Below are 21,246 nucleotides of genomic sequence, written 5' to 3'. Positions count from 1 at the left end.
AAAGATGCTAAGGTTCTGAGTTGCTAAGAGACTAAGTCTAAAAACCAGAGCCAAGATCTAAAATCTAATATCAAAAGTCTACAATCTAAAATCAAAGTATCATGAGTTATTTAGAAATCAAAGATTTGGAAATTTCATTTCCAACACCAAAAGGAAAATATACAGCCGTAAGAGATATTAATTTATCAATCCAAAAAGGCGAAATCATATCTATAATCGGACATTCAGGTTGTGGAAAATCAACTATATTAAATGCTATTGCGGGAATGTTAACACCTTCAGCAGGTTCAGTAGTATTAAACAATCAAAGTATCAAAGGACCGGGTCCTGACAGAGGAATTGTTTTTCAAAACTATTCTCTTTTACCTTGGTTAACAGTATATCAAAACATATTTCAGGTAGTAGATTCAGTAATGGAAGGTACTGCTACAGAAAAGCATGATATTGTAGAGAAGAATCTTAAAATGGTAAATTTATTCGAACATAAAGATAAATTACCGGGACAACTTTCAGGAGGGATGAAACAAAGAGTTGCTATTGCTCGTGCTTTTGCAATCAATCCGGGAGTTTTATTGATGGATGAGCCTTTTGGAGCATTGGATGCTTTGACTAAAGGAACTATGCAATTAGAAGTGTTGAAATTATGGAATCTTGACAATCGTGAAAAAACTATTGTGATGATTACACACGATATCGAAGAAGCTTTATTCCTGTCGGATAGAATTATCGTTTTGAATAATGGTCCGTCTTCAACAATAAAAGAAATTGTTGAGGTGCATTTGCCAAGACCAAGAAACAAAATCGAAATTGTAAAAATGCCGGAATACATTGATTTGAGAGATAAATTACTACACTTGTTAACGGATCATTTCTCTATCGAGGATATGGGAATGGTTTATAAAGGATAATACACATCAAGGGCTGAAAAATTAAGTTTTAAAAACAGTAAGTTTTGGCATCAGAGACTTAATTTTTCACCCTTGGTTACTATAAATCAGTTTTTAGAAACACAAAAAAGTGTTTCTGTTAGAAGGAAATTATAAAAAATGGGAATCAATTTTAAAATAAACAAGGCTCAACTTTATGGAGCTGCTGGGGCGGCAATTGTTTTTTGTATTGATCTTTCCCTTCCGCTGGGTGTTGTTATTGGCGTTTTGTACATGTTTAATTTTTTATTAATCAGTAGAGAAACTAAAAAGACCATTATCACTTTTGCCATTGTTGTTTCTTTTTTGATTTTTTTAAAATTGGCTATTTTTTATACAAGTCAAACTAGTTGGATGGTAATTGCTAATCGCTGCATATCAATAGTTGCAGTAATTGTAAATGCCTGGTTGGTTATACAACGAAGAAATCTTTACGAAAAAAATAAACTAAGAAAGAGAAAGGCTGGGGAGAAAATCCTTTATGAAAAAAATCAGCTTAAAACTTTTATCGAATATACACCCGTAGCCATTGCTATGCTGGACATGAATATGAGGTATATTTCAGTAAGCAAGGTTTGGAAAACCACTTATAAGTTAGAAGAAGAGGATGTTATTGGAAAAAGCCATGATGAATTATTTCCTGAAATTACACAGGATTATTGGAAAGCGCATTATCAGCGATGTTTTGCTGGAGAAATAGTCCGGAATGATGAAGATTCTTTTATACGTGCAGACGGAAGTGTCGAATGGCTGAAATGGGAAATCAGACCCTGGTACCAAGATAAAGAAACCATTGGTGGTCTGGTTATGTTTACGGAGATCATCACTGAACAAAAATTAGTTAAGGAGGAATTGATTCGCGCGGAACAAGCCGCTATTGCAAAAGCCAATTTCCTTTCGACCATGAGTCATGAAATCAGGACTCCTATGAATGCAGTACTTGGTTTTACTACGATTTTGCTTCAAAATGCAAGGGAAGACCAGATTGAACATTTAAAATTGATTAAATATTCAGGGGATAATCTGCTGGTATTAATAAACGATATTTTAGATTTCAGTAAAATTGAAGCAGGCAAAATTGACTTTGAAAAAGTAGATTTTAATATAAAAGAATTGATATATAATATTCAGGGAGCATTACTTGAAAAAGCCCGAAAAAAAGGGATTTTGTTAAAGGTACGTTTAGATGATAAACTTCCGGAAAAGCTTATGGGAGATCCTGTACGTTTGGGGCAAATTTTAACGAACCTTGCCAGCAATGCCGTTAAATTTACTGAGACCGGTAAAGTTATTATCAGTGCTTCAGTTGTTTCTCAAAGCAAAGAATCAAAGAGTGTGGATATTGTTTTTGAAGTGAAAGATACCGGTATTGGTATTGCCAAAGACAAACAGGAATTAATTTTTGAATCTTTCACACAGGCAAGTTCAGAGACCAGCCGAAAATATGGTGGCACAGGATTAGGACTGGCAATATCGAAACGCTTAATAGAATTTCAGGGAAGTAGTATTCAGCTGGATAGTAAACCGGGAAAAGGAAGCCGCTTTTCTTTCCATTTAAATATGGATATCAGCGCCCCTTATTTAGTTACTCCTCCTTATGTTGATGCTAATGAACCTAAGGAACTAAATGTTCAGGAAAATACACTCAAAGGATTACGTATTCTGATAGTTGATGATAATAAGATTAATATATTATTGGTCAAACAGTTTTTCAAATTATGGGATATTGAAAGCGATAAGGCCGAAAATGGATTAATTGCTGTAGAAAAAGTCAAAAAAACGGATTACGATTTAGTTTTGATGGATTTGCAAATGCCTGTAATGGATGGTTATGATGCTACAAGAGCAATCAGAAAACTAAAAGGGAAATACAAGGAACTTCCCATTATTGCCCTTACAGCTTCGGCGGTAGGCGATGTGAAGGCAGAAGTATTAAAATCAGGTATGAATGATTATATCAGTAAACCATTTAGTCCTGAGATTCTTTTTAATAAAATTGATTTTTATACAAAGGCGTCTTATCTGTACAATGCCAATAAAGGTTTGAAAAAAACGGGATAAAAAAATGTTTTCCAAATTCCCAATCGGGAATATGGAACGGAAATACAAAAGTTAGTTTAATTTGTTTTGTTTGTTTTTAAATCCCTATCGTAGTCTTGCGATAGGGATTTTTCAGTACTGTTTAAATATTTAATTTCCAATTTATAACTTAAAATAAATACCTAATGAGCAATACAATTTTTGACTTCGTTGGCGGGACAACAGGAGAATGGAAAGTAATAAAAATGAATACCTTAAAAGGAGATGCTCTGGCTGAGATAACTCATATTGATAGAACATCTAGTTCACTTATTAAGGGCAATGAAGGCATTTGGACTTTAAAAGGTATTGTCAGTAACCTTAGATATACGGAGAAAGCCGAAAAAGAAAAACTAATCGCTATTCAGGAAGATTTAGGCCGACCATCGGCAACCCAGGCCGCATTTATTCCTTTGCGAAAATCGGCTGATTGGTGGAATCTCGCTCAGGATGAAAGAAGGAAAATTATGGAAGAGAGTTCTAAACATACCCAAACAGGACTGAAATATTTACCGGCCATAGCCCGAAAACTATTTCATAGCAGGGATATTGGTGAAGCTTTTGATTTTTTAACATGGTTTGAATACGCCCCAGCAGACGAAGAAGCTTTCGAGGAATTATTGTATTCTTTGCGAAAAACAGAAGAATGGAATTATGTGGATAGGGAAGTAGATATTCGATTGTTGAGGGGTTAAAAGCTGTTTAATTTATCCTTTTGCTAGTGTGAGCTAAAGGACTTTTACCGCAAGCTTGTCATCCTGACGAGGAAGACACGAGCGATAGCGAATTGGCGAAGCAATCTCGACAAAGTTGCTCATCTTTGTAGGCACGGATTATAAATCCGCGCTATCGGGTATTCTATACTCGAAAAATAACCAACATATAACCCTCTCAAAAGTTGTGAATAACTTTACGATGCTTTACATAGGAGTAGCTGTTGGCGGTAGTGTTTTTAGTTAGACTTTATTTCTATCGTGTCAACAACTATTGAAGTTTTATTTTCAATATTATAGTTTTCAACTTCGTGTTTAAATAGAATTTTTCCATTGTTTAACTTTAATTCGGTTTTATTAGGGTTGATTTCGGTTTCAATTTCTATAAATCCTAAGTGTTTTTCAAAAAAATATTGTTTAGGTTCTGTGACTTCATAAGAGCAACAATGCGATAAAAATCCTTGGAATCTATGATAAACTCTGATTGATTGATTTTCATATTCAACTTGTTTTGGATAAATTGGATATAAAAGGATGGAAGAAAAAACGGCTAACATAATTCCTCCAAACAAAAAAAACATTGCGACTACTATTCCAGAGATTGTATAAAAAGAAAAGTAAATTGATATTAGCTTAAATGGTTTTATGTTCATAAAAAACAGTACAATACCAGATGTGTATAATATTAATTTTACCACAAATACTGCACTTGGATTTAGACCATAACCTGTTAAGAATTGAAAACCAAAATGAAGCAAAATGAAGCTTAATAAATAAAGATGGATATTTAATATTTTAGATTTCGTCATTTCTAGATTTTACATCAGTTCGATTTATGTTTTGGTTGATCGCATTACCGCCAACGTTTTGCAGATTTGCGATGGGCGGGATTTTTACCACTAATGTTTATGCGGAGCACAAAACTTTCGGCTACCTCTAAACTGGCTGCGGAGCACGAAACCCCGCCTATTGCAAATGTGCTGTTATAGGTAGTGCTTTCTGTCCGTTTCATTTGTTGAGTCTAAATTTTTTGTCCTGATAAAATGTCAAGAGAAGTAATACAAAACCGCCTACTAATGTAATATAAAATGCAATTTGTTCTCTACCTTGAAAGTCTTGACTATTTAATATTCGTTGATTGTTCTTTTCAATTTTAAAAGTCTCAAGATTTAATTTGTCAACCAAATTGGAATGTTTGTAAAACACCTTAACTGTGTCGCCAACATATAGGTTGTTGTCAAGCGAACCATAATTCTGTTGTGGGTTGTAAACAGCGAGTGTCTGGTTAAGGTCTTTGAGTTTCAAGTAAAATGCTTGTTTAGTCAAAGTTGTCCGATAACGTCCGCTTGTAGAAGTCTGATAGGTTGTTATACCTTTTTCAGTAATTATTCCTTCAAATTTGTCGACTTTATCTAGGTCTGTCCAGCCATTTTGAAATGTCAAGTAGGCAACGAAAAAACAACAAGCAGTTAAAAAAAGTCCACCAACAAAATTGAAAACTCTTTTAACCGTTTTTGGAATTCTAAACTTTCGTAATGTCCTAAAAATGCTATTTGTCATTAGTCGTTATTCTTGTCGGGTTCTGTCGTCATAGCATTACCTATAACTTGTATATACTACTGACGTAGTCAGACTTATGCACCCGTATTTGGGTGGCTAAGTCTGACAAACGTCAGACTTAGTTATTATAGCGAAGATATAAAAAAATCTTACAAAAAAAGCTGTAGCTTTATTGTTTCCGTATTATTTCTCTTAAGGTTTCGAGCTGGATTTCCAGTTTCTGTATATAGTCGTTTTTTTCAGCCAGTTCTTTTTTTAGGGCTTTTTCCTGTATGGTTTCAAAACGGTAGGGGAGGTATTCGCCCAGTTGCGCCAAAAAATTGTGCTTAAGCACCAGGCTTAGTTTCCACAAAACGGCAAATGTAGTGTGTCTCTCTTAAAATAAGCTCTCAGTCCTTTAGGGCTTATGTCTAGTGCTTTGGCAATTTCGCTTTTGGTTTTGGTTTGCTGCGTAATGTGGTAATGGATAAAATTACCTATTACAGGGTATTGTTCGGCTTGGACCGGACTAGTGCTATCGGATATAATGCTCTGTTTTTTAGATTGATAGAGCCAAATATAAGCGAAATTATGTTGTTGTTTTGCTACTATAGACCCTAAAAAGGATGTATAGGGACTAAAAAACACCCTATAGGGTACTAAAAAAGGGTATTTTGGTACTTAAAAATGCCCCTTATAGTACCTATAAAGGTCTATTTGATACTAAAAATAGTCTATTATGGTACTTAAAAAAGACTTTTTAGGACTTTTATAGTCCCTATAGGGGACATTTTAGCCCAAACTATTTACTAAAAACTGCTTTCTGCCGACTGAATACTAATTAACAACCTCATTAATCCTAAAACCGCGTTCTTTCCCCAAATACATTGGGTTGCCATGTTTTTCAGACCAAAAACCATCTAATAGATCTTTAGACAAACAACGATAAACCGCCACTCCTTTATAGGTTTGAGAATCTTCTCCCTGGTATTTAAAATTGATAACCAGAATATTATCTCTAAAAAATCCCGTTCCTGTTTGCAGTTGGTCATTATTAATAAGCCATTTTGCCTTGATTCTGTTGTTGGGGTCAAGACTTAAAGAAAGTGTTCCTTTATAGTTGTTTTCTTCGGCATCTTGATTGCTTCCTATAATTTGAAAGTTGCCTATCAGGTCTTCGATATTCATTTGTATCTGATTTTAGAATTCCTGCAAGATTACTATTTTATATGGAAAAGGCACAAAAAAAAGAACCGAAGTTTTAAGGCTTCGGTTCTTTTGTAAAAATAGTTAATTACCAAAAAAAAATTATAATTGAATTCAAATAGTCCTGATGGAAAGTTAGATTTTGGGGCTTTATTTAATTAGGACTATTAATGATTTAATTTCTTTGAAATTGTCTCAATTGATTGCTAATTACTTTTTAACAGAGAATATTTGTGGGTTGATGTTAACCATTAAATACGCCCAGTTGTTAGTGTTATCGTTCAAACCGGTTCCACCTTTTAAGGCTACCATAGAATCTGAACCAAACATTTGAGAGTATCCTGCAATAAGTGTGATGTCTTTGCTGGCTTTGTAAACCGCTGTCAAATCAACCTCTGTACCTAAGTAAGAATCTTGCTCAACACTAGCTACAACAATTTTGTTAGGAGCATAGAATAAATGTGGAGCTACAGAAAGGTTTACTTTTTTGATAGGGAAGTCTAATTTTAAAGACACATCTTGTAATCCTACTGAACCCGCGTGGTTTCCTACGTAGAAATAATCCATAAAACCATTGAAAGCGTGGTTTGTACCAAAAACAGGGTTGAATGATTTAGTCATTGTAGAAGAAGAACTCTGATCTTTACCAGATAAAAATTCATATCCTAAAGTAGCTTTGAATTTAGGAGAAAAAGCATATCCTAAGTTAGCTGCTGTTTCCCAAGCCGAAACTTCACTAGTAGCCACTTTTCCGGTTTGTCCGTAGAAACTAAAGTCAAAAGTTACTTTTTTACCTGCATAATTAGCATAAGTTCCAAAAGTTTGCATATAATTAGTTTCTATTACTGAAGGTGCTTTTAAGTATTCTCTTCCAAGATTTAAGGCTAAGAAGCTAACTCCTAATTTTTTAATACTTGTATGATACCAGGCATATTGCATATCTTTAAAATCAGTTGCGAATGGAGTAGAAGGAGCCACTTTTGCTTCATTATCAGCATTTAGAGCAAAACCTAAATCCAATTGAGATTTAGCTCCTTTGTATTTGATTAAAGCTGCATCAAAGCTACGTCCTTGATTTGACCAGTCTAATCCTCCAATGATACGTTGATTGTCATAAGAAATAAGTTGACGACCTATTTTAGTACTCCATTTATCAGTGAAATTGTATTGAGCCCATCCTTCGTATAGTGCCACTCCGTTTTTATCGGTAGTGTTGTTTACAGTAGTTGGAGCACTTGTAACAACGTTACCCCAGGTACGTACATTTTGCAACGCTACTTTTACAGTTAATTTTTCGTCTTTGTAATTTAAGTTCAATCTGGTACGTTGCCCTACAAATGAAGTGTGATGAGTGGTAGGGGTTAATAAAGTTCCAAAACCATTGGTGTATTCATACCTTGGTCTGATTTGAATATCAGAATTGAATTCCTGTGCCATTGCCCCAGTACCTACTAATCCTATTATTGATAAAGAAAGTGTTTTGAGTAATTTCATAATCGTCGATTTTTAAGTGTTTTTATTAAATTATTACACTGCAAACATACTTACGTAATTGTACTTATGCACAACGTCTTGCGCAATAAAAAACAGCTTTTTAAACCAATTTTATATGTTTTATATAACAATAAAAAATATGCGGAAAAACATAAAACTGATTTAATGTATTGATTTTATTGGTTTTAAATACGTAGGTGTTTACTAAGTAGAATTTAAAACTTTTGAAAAATCTAGTAATTGTACGTAGAATTAGGGGATGTTGTGTTGAAATAAAAGTGTAGAATTTGTTGAAAGGAATTTGTTTTTTTGAAACATACCAACAAAAAAGCCCGATATAAATACCGGGCTTCCCAATAATTAACTAATAAAACAATTAATCGCAGCTATATTAAACTACTTATTTTAAATCTTTATTTAGACATTTTAAAATAATAATCGGCAGAATTTTTTCCGCTTCCATAAACTAAGAAAAATAAACAAACTGCCAAAGTTGCTAAGGCAAGAAATAAATTATCTGAGTGCATTTTGCCCATAAAATTGACTAAAATAGCTCCAATTAAAATAGGTAATTGTGCAATAATAGCCCATCGGGTAAGTAAACCGAAAGCAATTAATATTCCTCCAATCATGTGGGCAGGAGTAATGTAATGAACCAAAAACATTCCTCCTCCAATTTTGTCAATAGGAGAAATCAACTCGACAAGATATGGGATGTTAGTTATAAATTTAACTCCTTTTACGAATAAAAACACTCCAAGTGCAATTCGTACTAAATCTAAGGTAAAATAAGTGTGCGCATTGGCCCATTTATTTAATTCTTTCACATTGTTCATATTGCTGTATGTTTAAAATTGGTTACTACTAAGGTAGTGATTTTTAAAATAATAGCGAACAGTTAGGGTGTTAAAATCAATGGCAATGGCAATTTCAAAAATCAATTATAATAGTTTAAACAGGGGTAAAATTCAAATTAGATTTTGGTAATTGAATAAAAAAGAATTTATTATTGATTTTGGTTTGTTATCCAATCCAGTTCAGGGTCTTCTCCCTGGATTTGGTCTTCGAGAGAAGGAGTTATGGGAATATCCGGAAAAACACCATGTCCAAATGCTTTGGTTTGATAATAAGGTGCAATATTCATAATCCCGATTCGGACTTTTAGTTTAGAATGTGGCATGCATACAACAGGCATAAATCCAGCCACGGTGCCGTTATAATCGCCTCCTGTTTCTTCGCCTACAAATGTGGCTCTTTTGGATCCTTTTAAATTAGACGAAATGATACTCGAAGCCGAAAAGCTCGCTCCGTTAATCAACACATAGATTTTGCCCTTGAATGCTCTTTTGTTGATTTGCTGTGGCTGTGTGTCGGTATCAAAATAGTTTTTGCCGTCTTTGTCCTTATGTACATTTAGCAGCAAATAACTGTAAATAAGAGGCGAGAAAAGCGCTTTTACGGCTTTTACTGGAACACTACCTTTGTTAAAATAGACTCCATTAAATAAACTCGCTCTGGAAACTACTTCTGATTTTTTTAAGAACACAAAAGTTGAATCGGCTAGGTAGCTGTAGAGTTTGATAATTTCGTTCAATCGCCCGCCACCGTTATTTCTTAAATCGATAATCAGGGTTTTGGTATTTCGTTTTCGAATTTCGGCAAAGCTTTCTTTGTAAAACTTTCTGAAGTTTCCGCTTTTAAAACCTCTGATTTTTAGTATGGCTACGCTGCTGTCTTTTGGAAAAAAATCAAGGTTTCTGATAAAATTATTGGACGATTTATCGTAGCCGTTAATTCGTTTTTTTCTTTTTAAAGCCTGTTGTTTTGCTTTGTCAACCGGAACGGTTTTTTTAATTTTCTTTTTTTCTTTTTTATCAATGCTATCCAGCTTAAATCTCTTTATGGTGATATTTTCGATGCTGTCATTGGATTTAAAAACATATTGAAGACTGTCTTTGATACCATATTGGGTGGTGAAAGCCGAAACAAAACGTTTGGCTGCAATTCGGTCTTTTAAGGTGGTATTAAAACCATCTGAACTGTAAAACCGATTGTATTCCCGGATGAGTTTTTGCGGTTGGATGCCGTTTACCGAAAGCACTTCGGTTCCTGGCTGTATCGTTTTGTTGTATGATTTATTTTTGATAACATACAATTTATCGTTGTAAAAAGAAAAATCAAATTGCGAAAAAGGACCAACTCCTTTTTTGATAAGAGCCTTAGTTTCTTTTTTCGAAAATTGTTTCTCCGGTGTTAAAACATAGCTGTGTCCCTGTCTTATTGAAGCAACAACAATACTGATTTTTTTATAAAATTCGAGCGGAGTTAAGGGTTTGTCAATAGTAGTTTTGAGACTGTCAAACTGATAATCCAGACTTTCCTTGCTAATGTAATAATCCAGTTTAGGATGCAGTTTTTGGAATTTTTTATGTGTAAAATCAATGTCTTCTTTGAGTTGGTTCACCCCAATTAATTGTTGTAAATGGGCATTATCTTTTTTTACAGTGCTGCACTGCGCAAAGAAAAATACAATAAAAAGAAACAGCAGTATTCTTTTTTCAAAAATTGGGTGGTGAATCATTTATTTCTCTTTTTTTCGAACATTTTATTAAATGCCTCTGCTGATATTATTTGAAGTTCATTGGTTTTACAATTCCAAATAGAAGCATAATTTTTAGATAACACAATATGATTTTTCTAATTTGTAAATTTTTCATAAAGCATCAATGTGCAAATATCTGTTGCTGTGATAAAATCACCAGTTTCAGCTTGATGATTATGCATGGTTTCTACATCGGTTTGATCTTTTTTGAATTGTAGAGGAATTAAGTTTTTATGCAATGCTTTTCGGCTTATGAAATTATTGTTTTTATCAAAATTCAATAAATAATCATTTCCTAATAATACGACTCCATTTACATTGGGGCCTGTTAAAATGTACACTTTTTTCTCCCCATTTGAAATCAAAGGAATTAGATTTAGTTTACTATTATTGTAATTTTTGATTAGAGTGTCGTTTTGTAGTGCTTTTTTTGAGTTTTCTCTTAAGGTATAATAATCGAGTTCATTTTTGGTAAATGTTCGTTCTTCTAATAAGGTTGTTGCTTTATTGACATCAAAAGTAGCATCAAAAGTAATGGTTCCAATGACTTTTGGGTTTTCTTCTTTTGAAAAGAAAATACATTTTGATTTATCATTTTCAGAATACGAAAAGTAACCTCCAATTTTTTCCTTGTTTGGGTATTTTGCCAAAAAAATATCCGTTCCATACCAGGAAGCCATTTCCGATTGGTATAATTTTTTCCCTTCTTCAATAATAGGTTTGCTTAGTTTGTCAGTGTTTGATTGACTAATACAATTTAAAGTAGCAAAAAATGAAAGTAATAGTTGTAGTTTTTTCATGGTTTATTTGGGTTGGTTAAATGTTGGTCTTTTGATGAATTTATCTTTTTAAAGTAAAGTGTCCAGAAAAGGACTTTCCGTTTCCAAAATCTATTTTAAACCAGTAATCATCCGGATTTATCTCTTTGCCATTATATAAGCCATCCCATCCTGAGCTGTTAGCAGTGAGATGTTTTAAAAATTTTCCATATCTGTCAAATATGAATATTTTAGAGTTTGGAAATTTGTTAATTCCTTTAACTTGCCAAAAGTCGTTAAAGCCATCATTGTTTGGAGTAAAGAATTTTGGATAATCTATGATTGTTACTTCCGAAGAGTCTTCTCCACAACCTTTTTTGTCTCTTACATGAACCGTATAATTTCCTCCTGCAATTTCTGAAAAATAATTGCTGTCTTGGTAGGTTATTCCATCTATTGAATATTCAAAATCACCATTTCCTGTAGCTATTATTTCAATAAAATTATTACCTAATTCCCCATTATTTACTTGTTGAATTTTTGGTAGATTAGAGCGTATCAATTTAAATGAAAATGAATTTTCACAAGATATTCCATTACTTGTTTTAGATACACGAAGTGTATATTGTCCTGCTTCTATTAGATTTGCTTCAAAGGAATTAGAAATTATTGTATTGTCTTTATATTTCCATTCCCAAGTGTCAAAATCTGGATTTGTAGCAATAGATAAGGACGGTTCTAAATCGCATAAATAATAGTTGCTTTCTAAATTAATTTGTGGCAACTCATTTACAATCAATTTAAAACTAGTTTCAGAATAACATAATGGATTCAGTTGATTTTCAACTTTTACATTAATAGTTTGAGACCAAGCAGTTGTATTTTGATAATTTGGTGATGATGGATTTAATAGATTATTTCCATTTTCATCTGAATAGGATATAATTAAACCGGTTTGATTACCAATAATTTGATTTTTGATAGTTGAAGTGTCAAAATGAGAAAATCCATTTCCTTCATCACAAGCATATAAATTTTGCGGCTGATTAATTTGTGGTTTGGTTGATGTAGCTAAATTCAACGATGTTTCCGAATAACAATTGGTTACCGAATTTGTTACTCTAACAATTATAGTTTCTTGATTAGGGACTAAATTTGTATAAGGATTGGGTAGTGGACTAGGTAGTTGATTTCCATTGCTATCAAAATAAGATACTTGCATTCCTGTTTGATTGCCTAATACTGTACTTTCAATATTTGAGGTGTCAAAATATTCTGAAATTCCATCGTTATTGTCATCACAACCAGTTAAGTTATTCAAAGTATTTGCAACAGGTAAATAGCTTACAATTAGTTTAAAAGTAGTTGTTGAAAAGCAATTAGTATCAAGATTTGTAGCTTTTACGGTTATAACTTCTAGATTTTTAACTGAATTGGTAACAGAACCTAATTCAGAATCAACTATTAATTGACCATTTTCATGGTAAAATTCAATTTGTAAATTGGTTTGAATGCCTAATATGTCTAATTTAACTTGATTAAGATTAAATGTAGAATATCCATTATTGGTGTTATCACATACTTTTAAGTCTTTGACCAATGTAATATCTGGTAAAGGATTTACAATTAAATCAAAAGTAGTTTCAGAATAACAGCATAAATTATCTTTATGGGATACTCTGACTGTAATGGTTTCTCTATTTTTTACAGTATTAGTAAAGGGATTTGGTAACGAATTGTATTTATTCCCTTTTCCGTCAATAAAAGTAATGACTTTGTTTATTTGCCCACCTAGAACTTGTAGGTTAATCGTAGAAGTATCAAAAGAGGTTGAAAAGCCAGTATTGAAGCTGTTTTCACAAGCGGAAATATTGTTAATTCCGTATGCTTTTGGAGGTTCTTTTACATCAATGGTTTCGCTTAAATTTTCAACTGTTCCATCTTTAGCAGTAACTCTTGCAGTAATTGTATAGGTTCCATCTGATGAAAAATCATGATAAGGAGATAAATCAGTTGAGGTATTATCGATTCCTGAAGTTGGATCTCCAAAATCCCAAACTACCGATGCCATTTTTGTTTCATCATCAATGCTGAATTCTTTCAAAAAATCAGAGCAATTATTAGTGTAATTCATTTCGAAATGATTGGAAATGTTGTTTACTTTTCCTGTCACATTGATGTAATAATTGGCGTTTGGGACTCCAAAAACAGTAGTAGAGAAATATTCGTTATTTGGAATACCTGCCGTACGAGCGCAGCCTTTAAACCAAGAAATACCATTGTCTTGTGTTGAACCTGCTATAAAAGCAGCTTGTGATCCACCACCTAATATAGGGTTACCCCCTTTTTGAACTTCAACTAGTATTTTTTCTACACCTGCTGGTATAATAATTGGGTTGTTAAAATCTAGCTGAATGATTTGAGATTCATGACCTATGCTTGGAGGAAGATCTATGGTTTGGCTACTACCAATTAAATTGGTTTCCGAAAAAGAAGCTGGGAAATTATTATCTATTTTATAGAAATTAAAACGAACAGTGGCACCCCATGCAGTGTTATTAACCCCAACCTGTCCAGAATTAATTACAAATTCTTCATTAGGAGATATACCAAAATCTTTTAAGTTAAAATCTCTAGCCCAATAATATGTAGTTCCATAACAGCCATACATATCTGTTCTCAATAGATCATCACAAATGTTATGAGATAATCTAGTAACAGGCCCCGAGCTTTTTACATTGGATACGTCCCCAGTTACAGTGATGTAAAAATTGGCATTAGGAACTGGAATATTCATTTCTGTTGTTGGTTTCAAAAGTTGGTTGTTGTTACAACCTACATACCACGAATCTCCATTGTCTTCTTGTGTGCCAGCAACAAAAACTTTTGCTTGGGTATAATTAGTGTAGTCTCTTCCTTTTCCAACTAATACGATGATTTTTTCAACTCCTGCAGGAACAATGATGGGACTATCAAAGTCTATTTGCATAATTTCGGGATTACTATCAATTGTTTTTGTAGATATCACTCCCCGAGTTCCAAGTAATGGCTTTTCAAAATAAGAATTGTAAGTACCTGGAAAATTTTCATCATAAATATATACCGAAAAATATAATTTTGAACCAATATCAGATTTTGAAATTCCAATCTGTCCTGATTTAATAATAAATTGTTCATTTGGAGCTATACCAAAATCGGATAATTTAAATACTCTACCCCAATTTTCATCTTCTAAACAAGAGTACATATCGGTCTTAATAAGAGTTGTCCCTATGTTGTTAGTCAATGTTATTTGCGCATTTATAAATTGAAAAGATAGAACAAGCAGAAGCAGTACTATTTTTTTAAACATGTTTTTTAAAAGTCTGATTATTGTTTTTAGTTTTTCTTTCAAATATATTAAAATATTCTTACAAAAAGTGCTTTAAAAATAAATCGTTCTTTATAGCCCTGATGGAGCCGATATCCTCGAAGAGATAAAGGCGAGAGCAGGAGGGATGGATGTTTAGTGCTGAATGTTTCTGCTTCTGAAAAAAGAAAAAGTTATATTTTACTCTACAATAATACCATGCTTATAAAGCAAGCCTTTTAAACCTTCAAGCGCGAATTGTGCTTTTTTTAATTTGGTTTTCGAGGGATCGATAGTGTAGTTGTAGCTGCTTCTAAAATCGACTTTGTTGGCGATGGCTTTTTCAAATTCGGAGCGGTACAAATTACAGTTGTAGAATTGTGCTCCGGTTAAATCGGTTGCCATAAAATCAACAGCAATCAGGCTTGAATTGTTAAACGAGATACCTTTTAATTTCAAGGCGTAGAATTTAGAGAAATCTAAGGTGCAGTTGTTAAAGTGAATTTCGAAGATGAGTTTGTCGCTCATGGCAAAATTGACTTCTTTGATTTGGCAATTATTAAAGAATACGGTTCTAAAAGCGGTGTGATTGATTTTTGAAGTATTGAAATTGCAGTTATTGAACTGGCAATCTATAAAAGTGACGCCTATAAGATTACAATCAGAAAAATTGCAATTGGTAAATGTGCAGCTTTCAAATTCTTTGAGGTTGAGCGTTTCCAGACCATAGTGGATGTTGTTGTAGTGCTGGTCAAAGAAATACTCGGTCATTTTTTACTTTAGATTTCAGATTTTAGAAGGCAGAAATCTAAAATCTAAATTCTGCCTTCTGCAATCTAAGTTTTATTCCTCTTCTTTTTGTCCCATCATCATCAGATAGGCTTTCAGGAATTCGTCGATTTCACCGTTCATTACGCCATCGACATTGCTGGTTTCATATCCTGTGCGGACGTCTTTGACTAATTTATAAGGTTGCATCACATAATTTCGAATTTGCGAACCCCATTCGATTTTCATCTTTCCGGCTTCGATATCGGCGCGTTGTGCCTGTTTCTTTTTCAATTCGATTTCGTACAATTGAGAGCGAAGCATTTGCATGGCGCGCTGTCTGTTGTCCTGTTGCGAACGGGTTTCAGAACACTGAATCTGGATTCCTGTAGGTTTGTGATACAGCTGTACTTTGGTTTCTACCTTATTTACGTTCTGTCCTCCGGCACCACTGGAGCGGGAAGTTGTAATTTCGATATCGGCAGGATTAATGTCGATTTCGATACTGTCATCCACCAATGGATAAACATAAACAGAAGCAAATGAGGTATGACGTTTAGCATTACTGTCAAATGGAGAAATACGCACCAATCGATGCACACCATTTTCGCCTTTTAGATAACCAAAAGAATAATCGCCTTCAAATTCCAGGGTCACGGTTTTTATTCCCGCAACGTCGCCTTCCTGATAGTTCAGTTCTTTTATTTTGAAACCGTATTTTTCACCCCACATCATGTACATACGCATCAGCATTGAAGCCCAATCGCAACTTTCGGTTCCACCAGCTCCGGCTGTAATTTGCAAAACAGCGCTTAGGGTGTCTCCTTCATCCGAAAGCATATTTTTAAATTCAATGCCTTCGATATGGTTTTGAGTCAGTTGGTATTGTTCGTCAAGTTCGTCTGATGTGAGTTCGCCTTCTTTGTAAAATTCGTAGGCGAGCTGCAATTCCTCTGTTAAGGCAACGGCTTTGTCGTAGTCTTCAATCCACTTTTTTTTGTTTCGAAGATTCTTTACAATAAGTTCGGCTTCTTTGGCGTTGTTCCAAAAATCCGGAGCAAAGGTTTTCTCTTCTTCGTTAGAAATTTCGATAAGTTTAGCATCGACGTCAAAGATACCTCCTCAACGCACCAAGGCGCTCCACAATACCTTTAATTTGTTCGGTAGTTGTCATAAAATGTGTAATTTTGTTGCGCAAAAATAGTAAAAAAAATCACGTAGGGACTACAGACACTGTATCTCTATTAAAAATATAAAAATGCAAATAAATTTAGTTAGTGATACGGTAACGAAACCGTCCTACGAAATGTTACAATATATGTTTAACGCCGATGTAGGGGATGATGTCTATAAACAAGACCCTAGCGTTGTTGAACTGGAAGAAAGAGTGGCGGCTATTTTTGGGATGGAAGCGGGCTTGTTTTTTCCTTCGGGGACTATGGCAAATCAAACGGCCATAAAACTGCATACTCAACCGGGTGAACAATTAATAGCCGATAAACATTCGCATATTTTTCATTTTGAAGCCGGTGGTGTTTCTTTTAATAGTGGTGTTTCCTGCTGCTTAGTTGAAGGAAATCGCGGAATGATTACCGCTGAGCAGGTTGCTGCTGCAATCAATGAGCCTGATTTTTACCACAGTCCGTTAACGAGTTTGGTTTGTCTTGAAAACACAACCAATATTGGCGGTGGTGCCTGTTATGAAATGGAGGATTTGCAAAAAATAAAATCCGTTTGCGAGGCTAACAATTTGAAATTACACCTGGATGGAGCCCGAATCTGGAATGCTTTGGTTGCCAAAAGACAGAGCCCGAAAGATTTCGGAAAACTATTCGATACTATTTCGGTTTGTTTTTCAAAAGGATTGGGAGCGCCAGTAGGTTCGGTTTTGTTAGGCGATAAAAAAACAATTCAGCGTGCTTTGAGAATCAGAAAAGTATTGGGAGGCGCTATGCGTCAATCGGGATATTTGGCGGCAGGAGCGATTTATGCTTTGGAAAATAATATCAAATTATTAACCGAAGATCACCGAAGAGCTAAGGAACTGGCTAATATTTTGAAGAAAAAAACTTGGGTAGCCTCGGTGGAGCCTGTAGAAACCAATATTTTGATTTTTTCTTTAGTTCCTGAATATAAAGACGAAGTTTTGATTGAGAAATTAAAGCAAAAAAACATCTCGATTAGTGCTGTTGGAAATAGAAAATTAAGAATGGTGACGCATTTAGATTATCGTGAAGTAATGCATACTTATGTAATTGAAACCTTGGCTAAGATGTAAAGTTTACTATAATAACAAAAAAGCATGAATTTAATTCATGCTTTTTTGTTAATTTACTATCACCATGTTTTTACTATAGCTGTTTGTAGGTATTGGTATAAATTCAGTTGTGTTTGAGGTAATATTATATTTTAATATTCCAAATTGGTTGTTTTTAGAAACTAAATTTAGATATTGATTGTTAGTCTTGTCAATAAATCCTTTTCGTTAACATTAAATACACCATAATCCTCATTAGGTAATATATCTAGATATGTTTTATTAGCTAAATCTAATTTTACCAAATTCACTCCGTTTATAGACGAATTTGCTTTTAAACCATAAACAATAGTATTTGAATAAATTGCAGTATGTGTTAATGGAATTTTTGTGTTATTTAATAATGTTGATGTAGCTGTTTTTCCGTCAGGATTAATTTCAAAAAGATTGTCCGTATAACTTGTACTGTAGAATTTAGAATCATTCATAAAAGTTGAATACAATCTTTTTTGTGAAAAAGAAATATCTGAGTATTGGACTTCGTAAGTTGATGGATTTATAGTAACAAAATAATTTACATTGTTAGTTTCGCTATAGGGATTAGAAATTATTATACCGTATAACAAACTTTTAGATTCGTTCCATTCTAAAGCAATCAGCATTGGTTCAAAACCAATTATTTTATCAGGATAAGAAAGTATTTTTGATGTAGTTGTTTTTGAGTTTTTATCAAAAATGTAAAGTTTGTCTAAAGGCGGGTAATGTCCAACTAAAAAGATACTATTGTTATTAGAACAAACAGTATTCAGGTTTATAGTCGTGGTCGTTAATCCGTTAAACTTAGTTGATAAAGTAATTTTTCCTGATTTGTTTCCAACAGTATGAATTTCTCCTAAATCATTTACAGTGGTGTAGTTGAAATCATCTGTTATGGTTTCTGTGTCGGTTGAGCTATCGTTGCTACAAGAAAAAAAGAAACATGCAGCAACGATACTTAAGCCTAAAATTGATTTATTGAATTTCATCAAACTTATTTAAATAAATTATCCATTCCGGGAATCATTGGCATATCCATTTTGGCAACTGCATCCAGTTCGGCTTCGTTTACTTTAGTTGCTTTTTCGATAGCTTTATTGATAACTAAAATCATATAATCTTCCAGTTGTTCTTTGTCTTCCAATAATTCATCGGCAATAGTAATGGATTTTATTTTTCTATTGGCAGTAATAGTTACTTTTAATAAACCATCTGTGCTTTGCTCGTCAACAAGAACAGTATCCAGACGTTTTTTAGTCTCTTCAATTTTATTTTGGGTTTCTTTTAATTTACCCATCATTCCCATTAAATCCATTTTTATTTTTTTTAATAATTAGTTTACGAAATTAGTATTTTTACGCTGATTACAATGTTAAAATTGATGAAAAAGGTGCTCGTATTAGAAGTTGTTTCAGCTATTTTTGTGCGAGCTTTTACATAAATGTGAAGATTTACTACATGATAGAAAAAATACTACCGCCTGTTGCCAAAGTTATACCTACAGAATTTGAGAAGTTTAGAGATGTTAGAATTGATAATTATTTCTGGTTAAAAGACCGGGAAAATCCGGAAGTTATTGATTATCTGAACAAGGAAAATGAGTATTACCAACAAATGACTGCTCACACGAAGGATTTCCAAAACCAATTGTTTGAGGAAATGAAAGCGAGAATTAAAGAAGACGATGAGTCGGTTCCGTATTTATACAATGGCTATTACTACATCACCCGATATGAAACGGCCAAAAACTATCCTATCTATTCCCGAAAAAAAGGCAGCCTTACGGCAAAAGAAGAAATTCTTTTTGACTGTAATATATTGGCCGAAGGTCAGGCTTATTTCAAATTGGGAGGTATGAGTATTAGTCCCGATAATAAGTTGGCTATTTTTAGTACAGACGTTGTTGGCAGAAGAATTTATACTATTCAGGTTAAGAATTTAGAGACTGATGAAATTCTGGAAGATAAAATCGAAAAAGTTACGGGTTCAGCAGTTTGGGCAAATGATAATAAGACTATTTTTTATTCGAGTCAGGACGAAGTTACTCTGCGTTCGGATAAGATTTTCAAGCATAAACTGGGAACAAAGCAGGAAGATGATGTGTTAGTTTATTTTGAAAAAGACGACACTTTTAGTGTTGATATTAATAAATCAAAATCCAGAAAATATTTAGCAATTGAATCAGGAAGTACGTTGACTTCTGAGTATCGTATTTTAAATGCGGATACTCCTGATGGGAAATTTAAGATTTTTCAAAAACGAAAAAGAGGCGTAGAATACAGTATTAATCATTATAAAGATAGTTTTTACATTCTTACCAATAAAGATGATGCTGATAATTTTAAACTGATGAAAACCCATGAGGATTCAACTTCAGTTGAAAATTGGGTCGAAATCATTGGGCATCGCGAGGATGTTTTATTGGAAGATATTGAAATTTTTGCCAATTATTTAGTCCTCGATGAACGTGAAGGAGGATTGAATAAAATCCGAATTATGTCCTGGGACGGAAGTGAAGAATATTATTTACCTTTTGGCAGCGAAACTTATACTGCTTACACATCGACGAATGTTGATTTTGAAACTGAAATTTTGCGTTACAGTTACCAGTCGATGGCAACACCATCATCGGTGATTGATTTTAATATGCGTACCAAAGAAAAGGAAGTCAAAAAAGAGCAAGAGGTCTTAGGAGGGAAATTCGATAAAAATAATTATACCGAAGAACGTGTTTGGGCAACAGCCAAAGATGGGACTAAGATTCCTATTTCGATGGTGTACCGTAAAGAGTTGAAGAAAGACGGGAAAAATCCATTATTACTTTATGCTTATGGTTCTTATGGACATTCTATGGACGCTTATTTTTCATCGACACGTTTGTCATTGTTAGACAGAGGATTTGTTTATGCTATTGCTCACATTCGCGGTGGGGAAGATTTAGGAAGACAATGGTATGAAGATGGAAAATTACTTCATAAGAAAAATACTTTCACTGATTTTATAGATTGTTCTAAGCATCTGATTGAGCAAAAATACACTTCAACAGCGCATTTATATGCCGAGGGTGGTTCGGCAGGAGGCTTGCTGATGGGAGTAATTATCAATGAAGCACCCGAATTGTATCATGGGGTTATTGCTCAGGTTCCTTTTGTCGATGTAATGACTACTATGTTGGATGATAGCATACCATTAACTACGGGTGAATATGACGAATGGGGAAATCCAAATGTTAAAAAATACTATCAATACATGAGATCTTATTCTCCTTACGATAATGTTAAAAAACAAGATTACCCTAATATGTATGTTTCTACAGGCTTGCATGATTCTCAGGTACAGTACTGGGAGCCAGCTAAATGGGTGGCTAAACTAAGAGAGTATAAAACAGATGAAAATGTTTTGTATTTGGATACTAACATGGATGCAGGTCATGGAGGAGCTTCAGGAAGGTTTGAAGCGCTAAAAGAATTAGCTAAAGAATTCAGTTTTTTACTAGATTTGGAAAAAATTAAAATCTAA

17 protein-coding genes are annotated in these 21,246 nt (G+C 33.7%); 5 read left to right on the top strand and 12 right to left on the bottom strand.

From position 1 onward, the window contains the following. Positions 1 to 101 precede the first annotated feature (101 nt). The 3 genes from EOD40_RS08165 (at position 102) to EOD40_RS08155 (ending at position 3,700) form a co-directional block, all read left to right on the top strand. Positions 102 to 908, top strand: coding sequence for an ABC transporter ATP-binding protein (locus EOD40_RS08165; protein ID WP_128194435.1), 807 nt, complete (start codon positions 102 to 104; stop codon positions 906 to 908). Positions 909 to 1,046: 138 nt separating this feature from the next. Then, positions 1,047 to 2,987, top strand: coding sequence for a PAS domain-containing hybrid sensor histidine kinase/response regulator (locus tag EOD40_RS08160; protein WP_128194433.1), 1,941 nt, complete (start codon positions 1,047 to 1,049; stop codon positions 2,985 to 2,987). A gap of 164 nt (positions 2,988 to 3,151) precedes the next feature. Further along, positions 3,152 to 3,700: a chlorite dismutase family protein gene (locus EOD40_RS08155; RefSeq protein ID WP_128194432.1), complete on the top strand. Its 549-nt coding sequence runs from the start codon at positions 3,152 to 3,154 to the stop codon at positions 3,698 to 3,700. A gap of 257 nt (positions 3,701 to 3,957) precedes the next feature. On the opposite strand, the gene EOD40_RS08150 is transcribed toward EOD40_RS08155, so the two are convergent. From EOD40_RS08150 to prfB, 10 genes are all read right to left on the bottom strand, one after another. Further along, the gene (locus EOD40_RS08150; RefSeq protein ID WP_128194430.1) at positions 3,958 to 4,527 is read right to left on the bottom strand and encodes a hypothetical protein; all 570 of its coding nucleotides are present in this window, start codon (positions 4,525 to 4,527) and stop codon (positions 3,958 to 3,960) included. A gap of 199 nt (positions 4,528 to 4,726) precedes the next feature. Then, the gene (locus EOD40_RS08145; protein ID WP_128194428.1) at positions 4,727 to 5,278 is read right to left on the bottom strand and encodes a hypothetical protein; all 552 of its coding nucleotides are present in this window, start codon (positions 5,276 to 5,278) and stop codon (positions 4,727 to 4,729) included. A gap of 816 nt (positions 5,279 to 6,094) precedes the next feature. Further along, a complete protein-coding gene (locus tag EOD40_RS08140; RefSeq protein WP_128194426.1) occupies positions 6,095 to 6,445 on the bottom strand; it encodes a hypothetical protein in 351 nt (116 codons plus the stop codon). Positions 6,446 to 6,673: 228 nt separating this feature from the next. Further along, positions 6,674 to 7,957, bottom strand: coding sequence for an alginate export family protein (locus EOD40_RS08135; RefSeq protein WP_128194424.1), 1,284 nt, complete (start codon positions 7,955 to 7,957; stop codon positions 6,674 to 6,676). 413 nt (positions 7,958 to 8,370) lie between these two features. Next, positions 8,371 to 8,793: a DoxX family protein gene (locus EOD40_RS08130; RefSeq protein WP_128194422.1), complete on the bottom strand. Its 423-nt coding sequence runs from the start codon at positions 8,791 to 8,793 to the stop codon at positions 8,371 to 8,373. Positions 8,794 to 8,963: 170 nt separating this feature from the next. After that, on the bottom strand, positions 8,964 to 10,538 hold the full coding sequence (locus tag EOD40_RS08125; protein ID WP_128194420.1) for a S41 family peptidase: 1,575 nt from the start codon (positions 10,536 to 10,538) through the stop codon (positions 8,964 to 8,966). 116 nt (positions 10,539 to 10,654) lie between these two features. Continuing rightward, positions 10,655 to 11,359, bottom strand: a complete 705-nt coding sequence (locus EOD40_RS08120) for a hypothetical protein (protein ID WP_128194419.1) — start codon at positions 11,357 to 11,359, stop codon at positions 10,655 to 10,657. 40 nt (positions 11,360 to 11,399) lie between these two features. Further along, positions 11,400 to 14,669 carry a T9SS type B sorting domain-containing protein gene (locus tag EOD40_RS08115; protein WP_128194417.1) on the bottom strand — a complete coding sequence of 1,090 codons (3,270 nt, stop codon included), beginning with the start codon at positions 14,667 to 14,669 and terminating at the stop codon, positions 11,400 to 11,402. Between the two features lie 198 nt (positions 14,670 to 14,867). After that, a complete protein-coding gene (locus EOD40_RS08110; RefSeq protein ID WP_128194415.1) occupies positions 14,868 to 15,437 on the bottom strand; it encodes a pentapeptide repeat-containing protein in 570 nt (189 codons plus the stop codon). A gap of 72 nt (positions 15,438 to 15,509) precedes the next feature. Further along, positions 15,510 to 16,608, bottom strand: a protein-coding gene (gene prfB, locus EOD40_RS08105) for a peptide chain release factor 2 (protein WP_128194413.1) whose coding sequence is annotated in 2 segments (ribosomal slippage) — positions 15,510 to 16,544 and positions 16,546 to 16,608 — 1,098 coding nt in all. Because the reading frame shifts where the segments join, the coding sequence is not laid out codon by codon here. An 84-nt stretch (positions 16,609 to 16,692) separates the two neighbouring features. On the opposite strand from prfB, the gene EOD40_RS08100 reads away from it, so the two are divergent. After that, a complete protein-coding gene (locus EOD40_RS08100; RefSeq protein ID WP_128194411.1) occupies positions 16,693 to 17,712 on the top strand; it encodes a threonine aldolase family protein in 1,020 nt (339 codons plus the stop codon). A 167-nt stretch (positions 17,713 to 17,879) separates the two neighbouring features. On the opposite strand, the gene EOD40_RS08095 is transcribed toward EOD40_RS08100, so the two are convergent. Together EOD40_RS08095 and EOD40_RS08090 are read right to left on the bottom strand one after the other, a co-directional pair. Beyond that, a complete protein-coding gene (locus EOD40_RS08095) occupies positions 17,880 to 18,716 on the bottom strand; it encodes a hypothetical protein (RefSeq protein ID WP_128194409.1) in 837 nt (278 codons plus the stop codon). 5 nt (positions 18,717 to 18,721) lie between these two features. Continuing rightward, positions 18,722 to 19,042: a YbaB/EbfC family nucleoid-associated protein gene (locus EOD40_RS08090; protein WP_071185440.1), complete on the bottom strand. Its 321-nt coding sequence runs from the start codon at positions 19,040 to 19,042 to the stop codon at positions 18,722 to 18,724. 143 nt (positions 19,043 to 19,185) lie between these two features. Between EOD40_RS08090 and EOD40_RS08085 the strand changes: the two genes are divergently transcribed. Further along, positions 19,186 to 21,246 carry a S9 family peptidase gene (locus EOD40_RS08085; RefSeq protein WP_128194407.1) on the top strand — a complete coding sequence of 687 codons (2,061 nt, stop codon included), beginning with the start codon at positions 19,186 to 19,188 and terminating at the stop codon, positions 21,244 to 21,246.

It is taken from the genome of Flavobacterium sufflavum, from assembly GCF_004016525.1.
Classification (GTDB): domain Bacteria; phylum Bacteroidota; class Bacteroidia; order Flavobacteriales; family Flavobacteriaceae; genus Flavobacterium; species Flavobacterium sufflavum.
Note: the sequence above shows the minus strand (reverse complement) of the source record. Positions and strands in the feature narration are given on the sequence as shown.

Bases quoted from the DNA above. Each gene is read 5' to 3' on its own strand.
- EOD40_RS08165 (WP_128194435.1), top strand. From the start codon at position 102: ATGAGTTATTTAGAAATCAAAGATTTGGAAATTTCATTTCCAACACCA.
- EOD40_RS08160 (WP_128194433.1), top strand. From the start codon at position 1,047: ATGGGAATCAATTTTAAAATAAACAAGGCTCAACTTTATGGAGCTGCT.
- EOD40_RS08155 (WP_128194432.1), top strand. From the start codon at position 3,152: ATGAGCAATACAATTTTTGACTTCGTTGGCGGGACAACAGGAGAATGG.
- EOD40_RS08150 (WP_128194430.1), bottom strand. From the start codon at position 4,527: ATGACGAAATCTAAAATATTAAATATCCATCTTTATTTATTAAGCTTC.
- EOD40_RS08145 (WP_128194428.1), bottom strand. From the start codon at position 5,278: ATGACAAATAGCATTTTTAGGACATTACGAAAGTTTAGAATTCCAAAA.
- EOD40_RS08140 (WP_128194426.1), bottom strand. From the start codon at position 6,445: ATGAATATCGAAGACCTGATAGGCAACTTTCAAATTATAGGAAGCAAT.
- EOD40_RS08135 (WP_128194424.1), bottom strand. From the start codon at position 7,957: ATGAAATTACTCAAAACACTTTCTTTATCAATAATAGGATTAGTAGGT.
- EOD40_RS08130 (WP_128194422.1), bottom strand. From the start codon at position 8,793: ATGAACAATGTGAAAGAATTAAATAAATGGGCCAATGCGCACACTTAT.
- EOD40_RS08125 (WP_128194420.1), bottom strand. From the start codon at position 10,538: ATGATTCACCACCCAATTTTTGAAAAAAGAATACTGCTGTTTCTTTTT.
- EOD40_RS08120 (WP_128194419.1), bottom strand. From the start codon at position 11,359: ATGAAAAAACTACAACTATTACTTTCATTTTTTGCTACTTTAAATTGT.
- EOD40_RS08115 (WP_128194417.1), bottom strand. From the start codon at position 14,669: ATGTTTAAAAAAATAGTACTGCTTCTGCTTGTTCTATCTTTTCAATTT.
- EOD40_RS08110 (WP_128194415.1), bottom strand. From the start codon at position 15,437: ATGACCGAGTATTTCTTTGACCAGCACTACAACAACATCCACTATGGT.
- EOD40_RS08100 (WP_128194411.1), top strand. From the start codon at position 16,693: ATGCAAATAAATTTAGTTAGTGATACGGTAACGAAACCGTCCTACGAA.
- EOD40_RS08095 (WP_128194409.1), bottom strand. From the start codon at position 18,716: ATGAAATTCAATAAATCAATTTTAGGCTTAAGTATCGTTGCTGCATGT.
- EOD40_RS08090 (WP_071185440.1), bottom strand. From the start codon at position 19,042: ATGGATTTAATGGGAATGATGGGTAAATTAAAAGAAACCCAAAATAAA.
- EOD40_RS08085 (WP_128194407.1), top strand. From the start codon at position 19,186: ATGATAGAAAAAATACTACCGCCTGTTGCCAAAGTTATACCTACAGAA.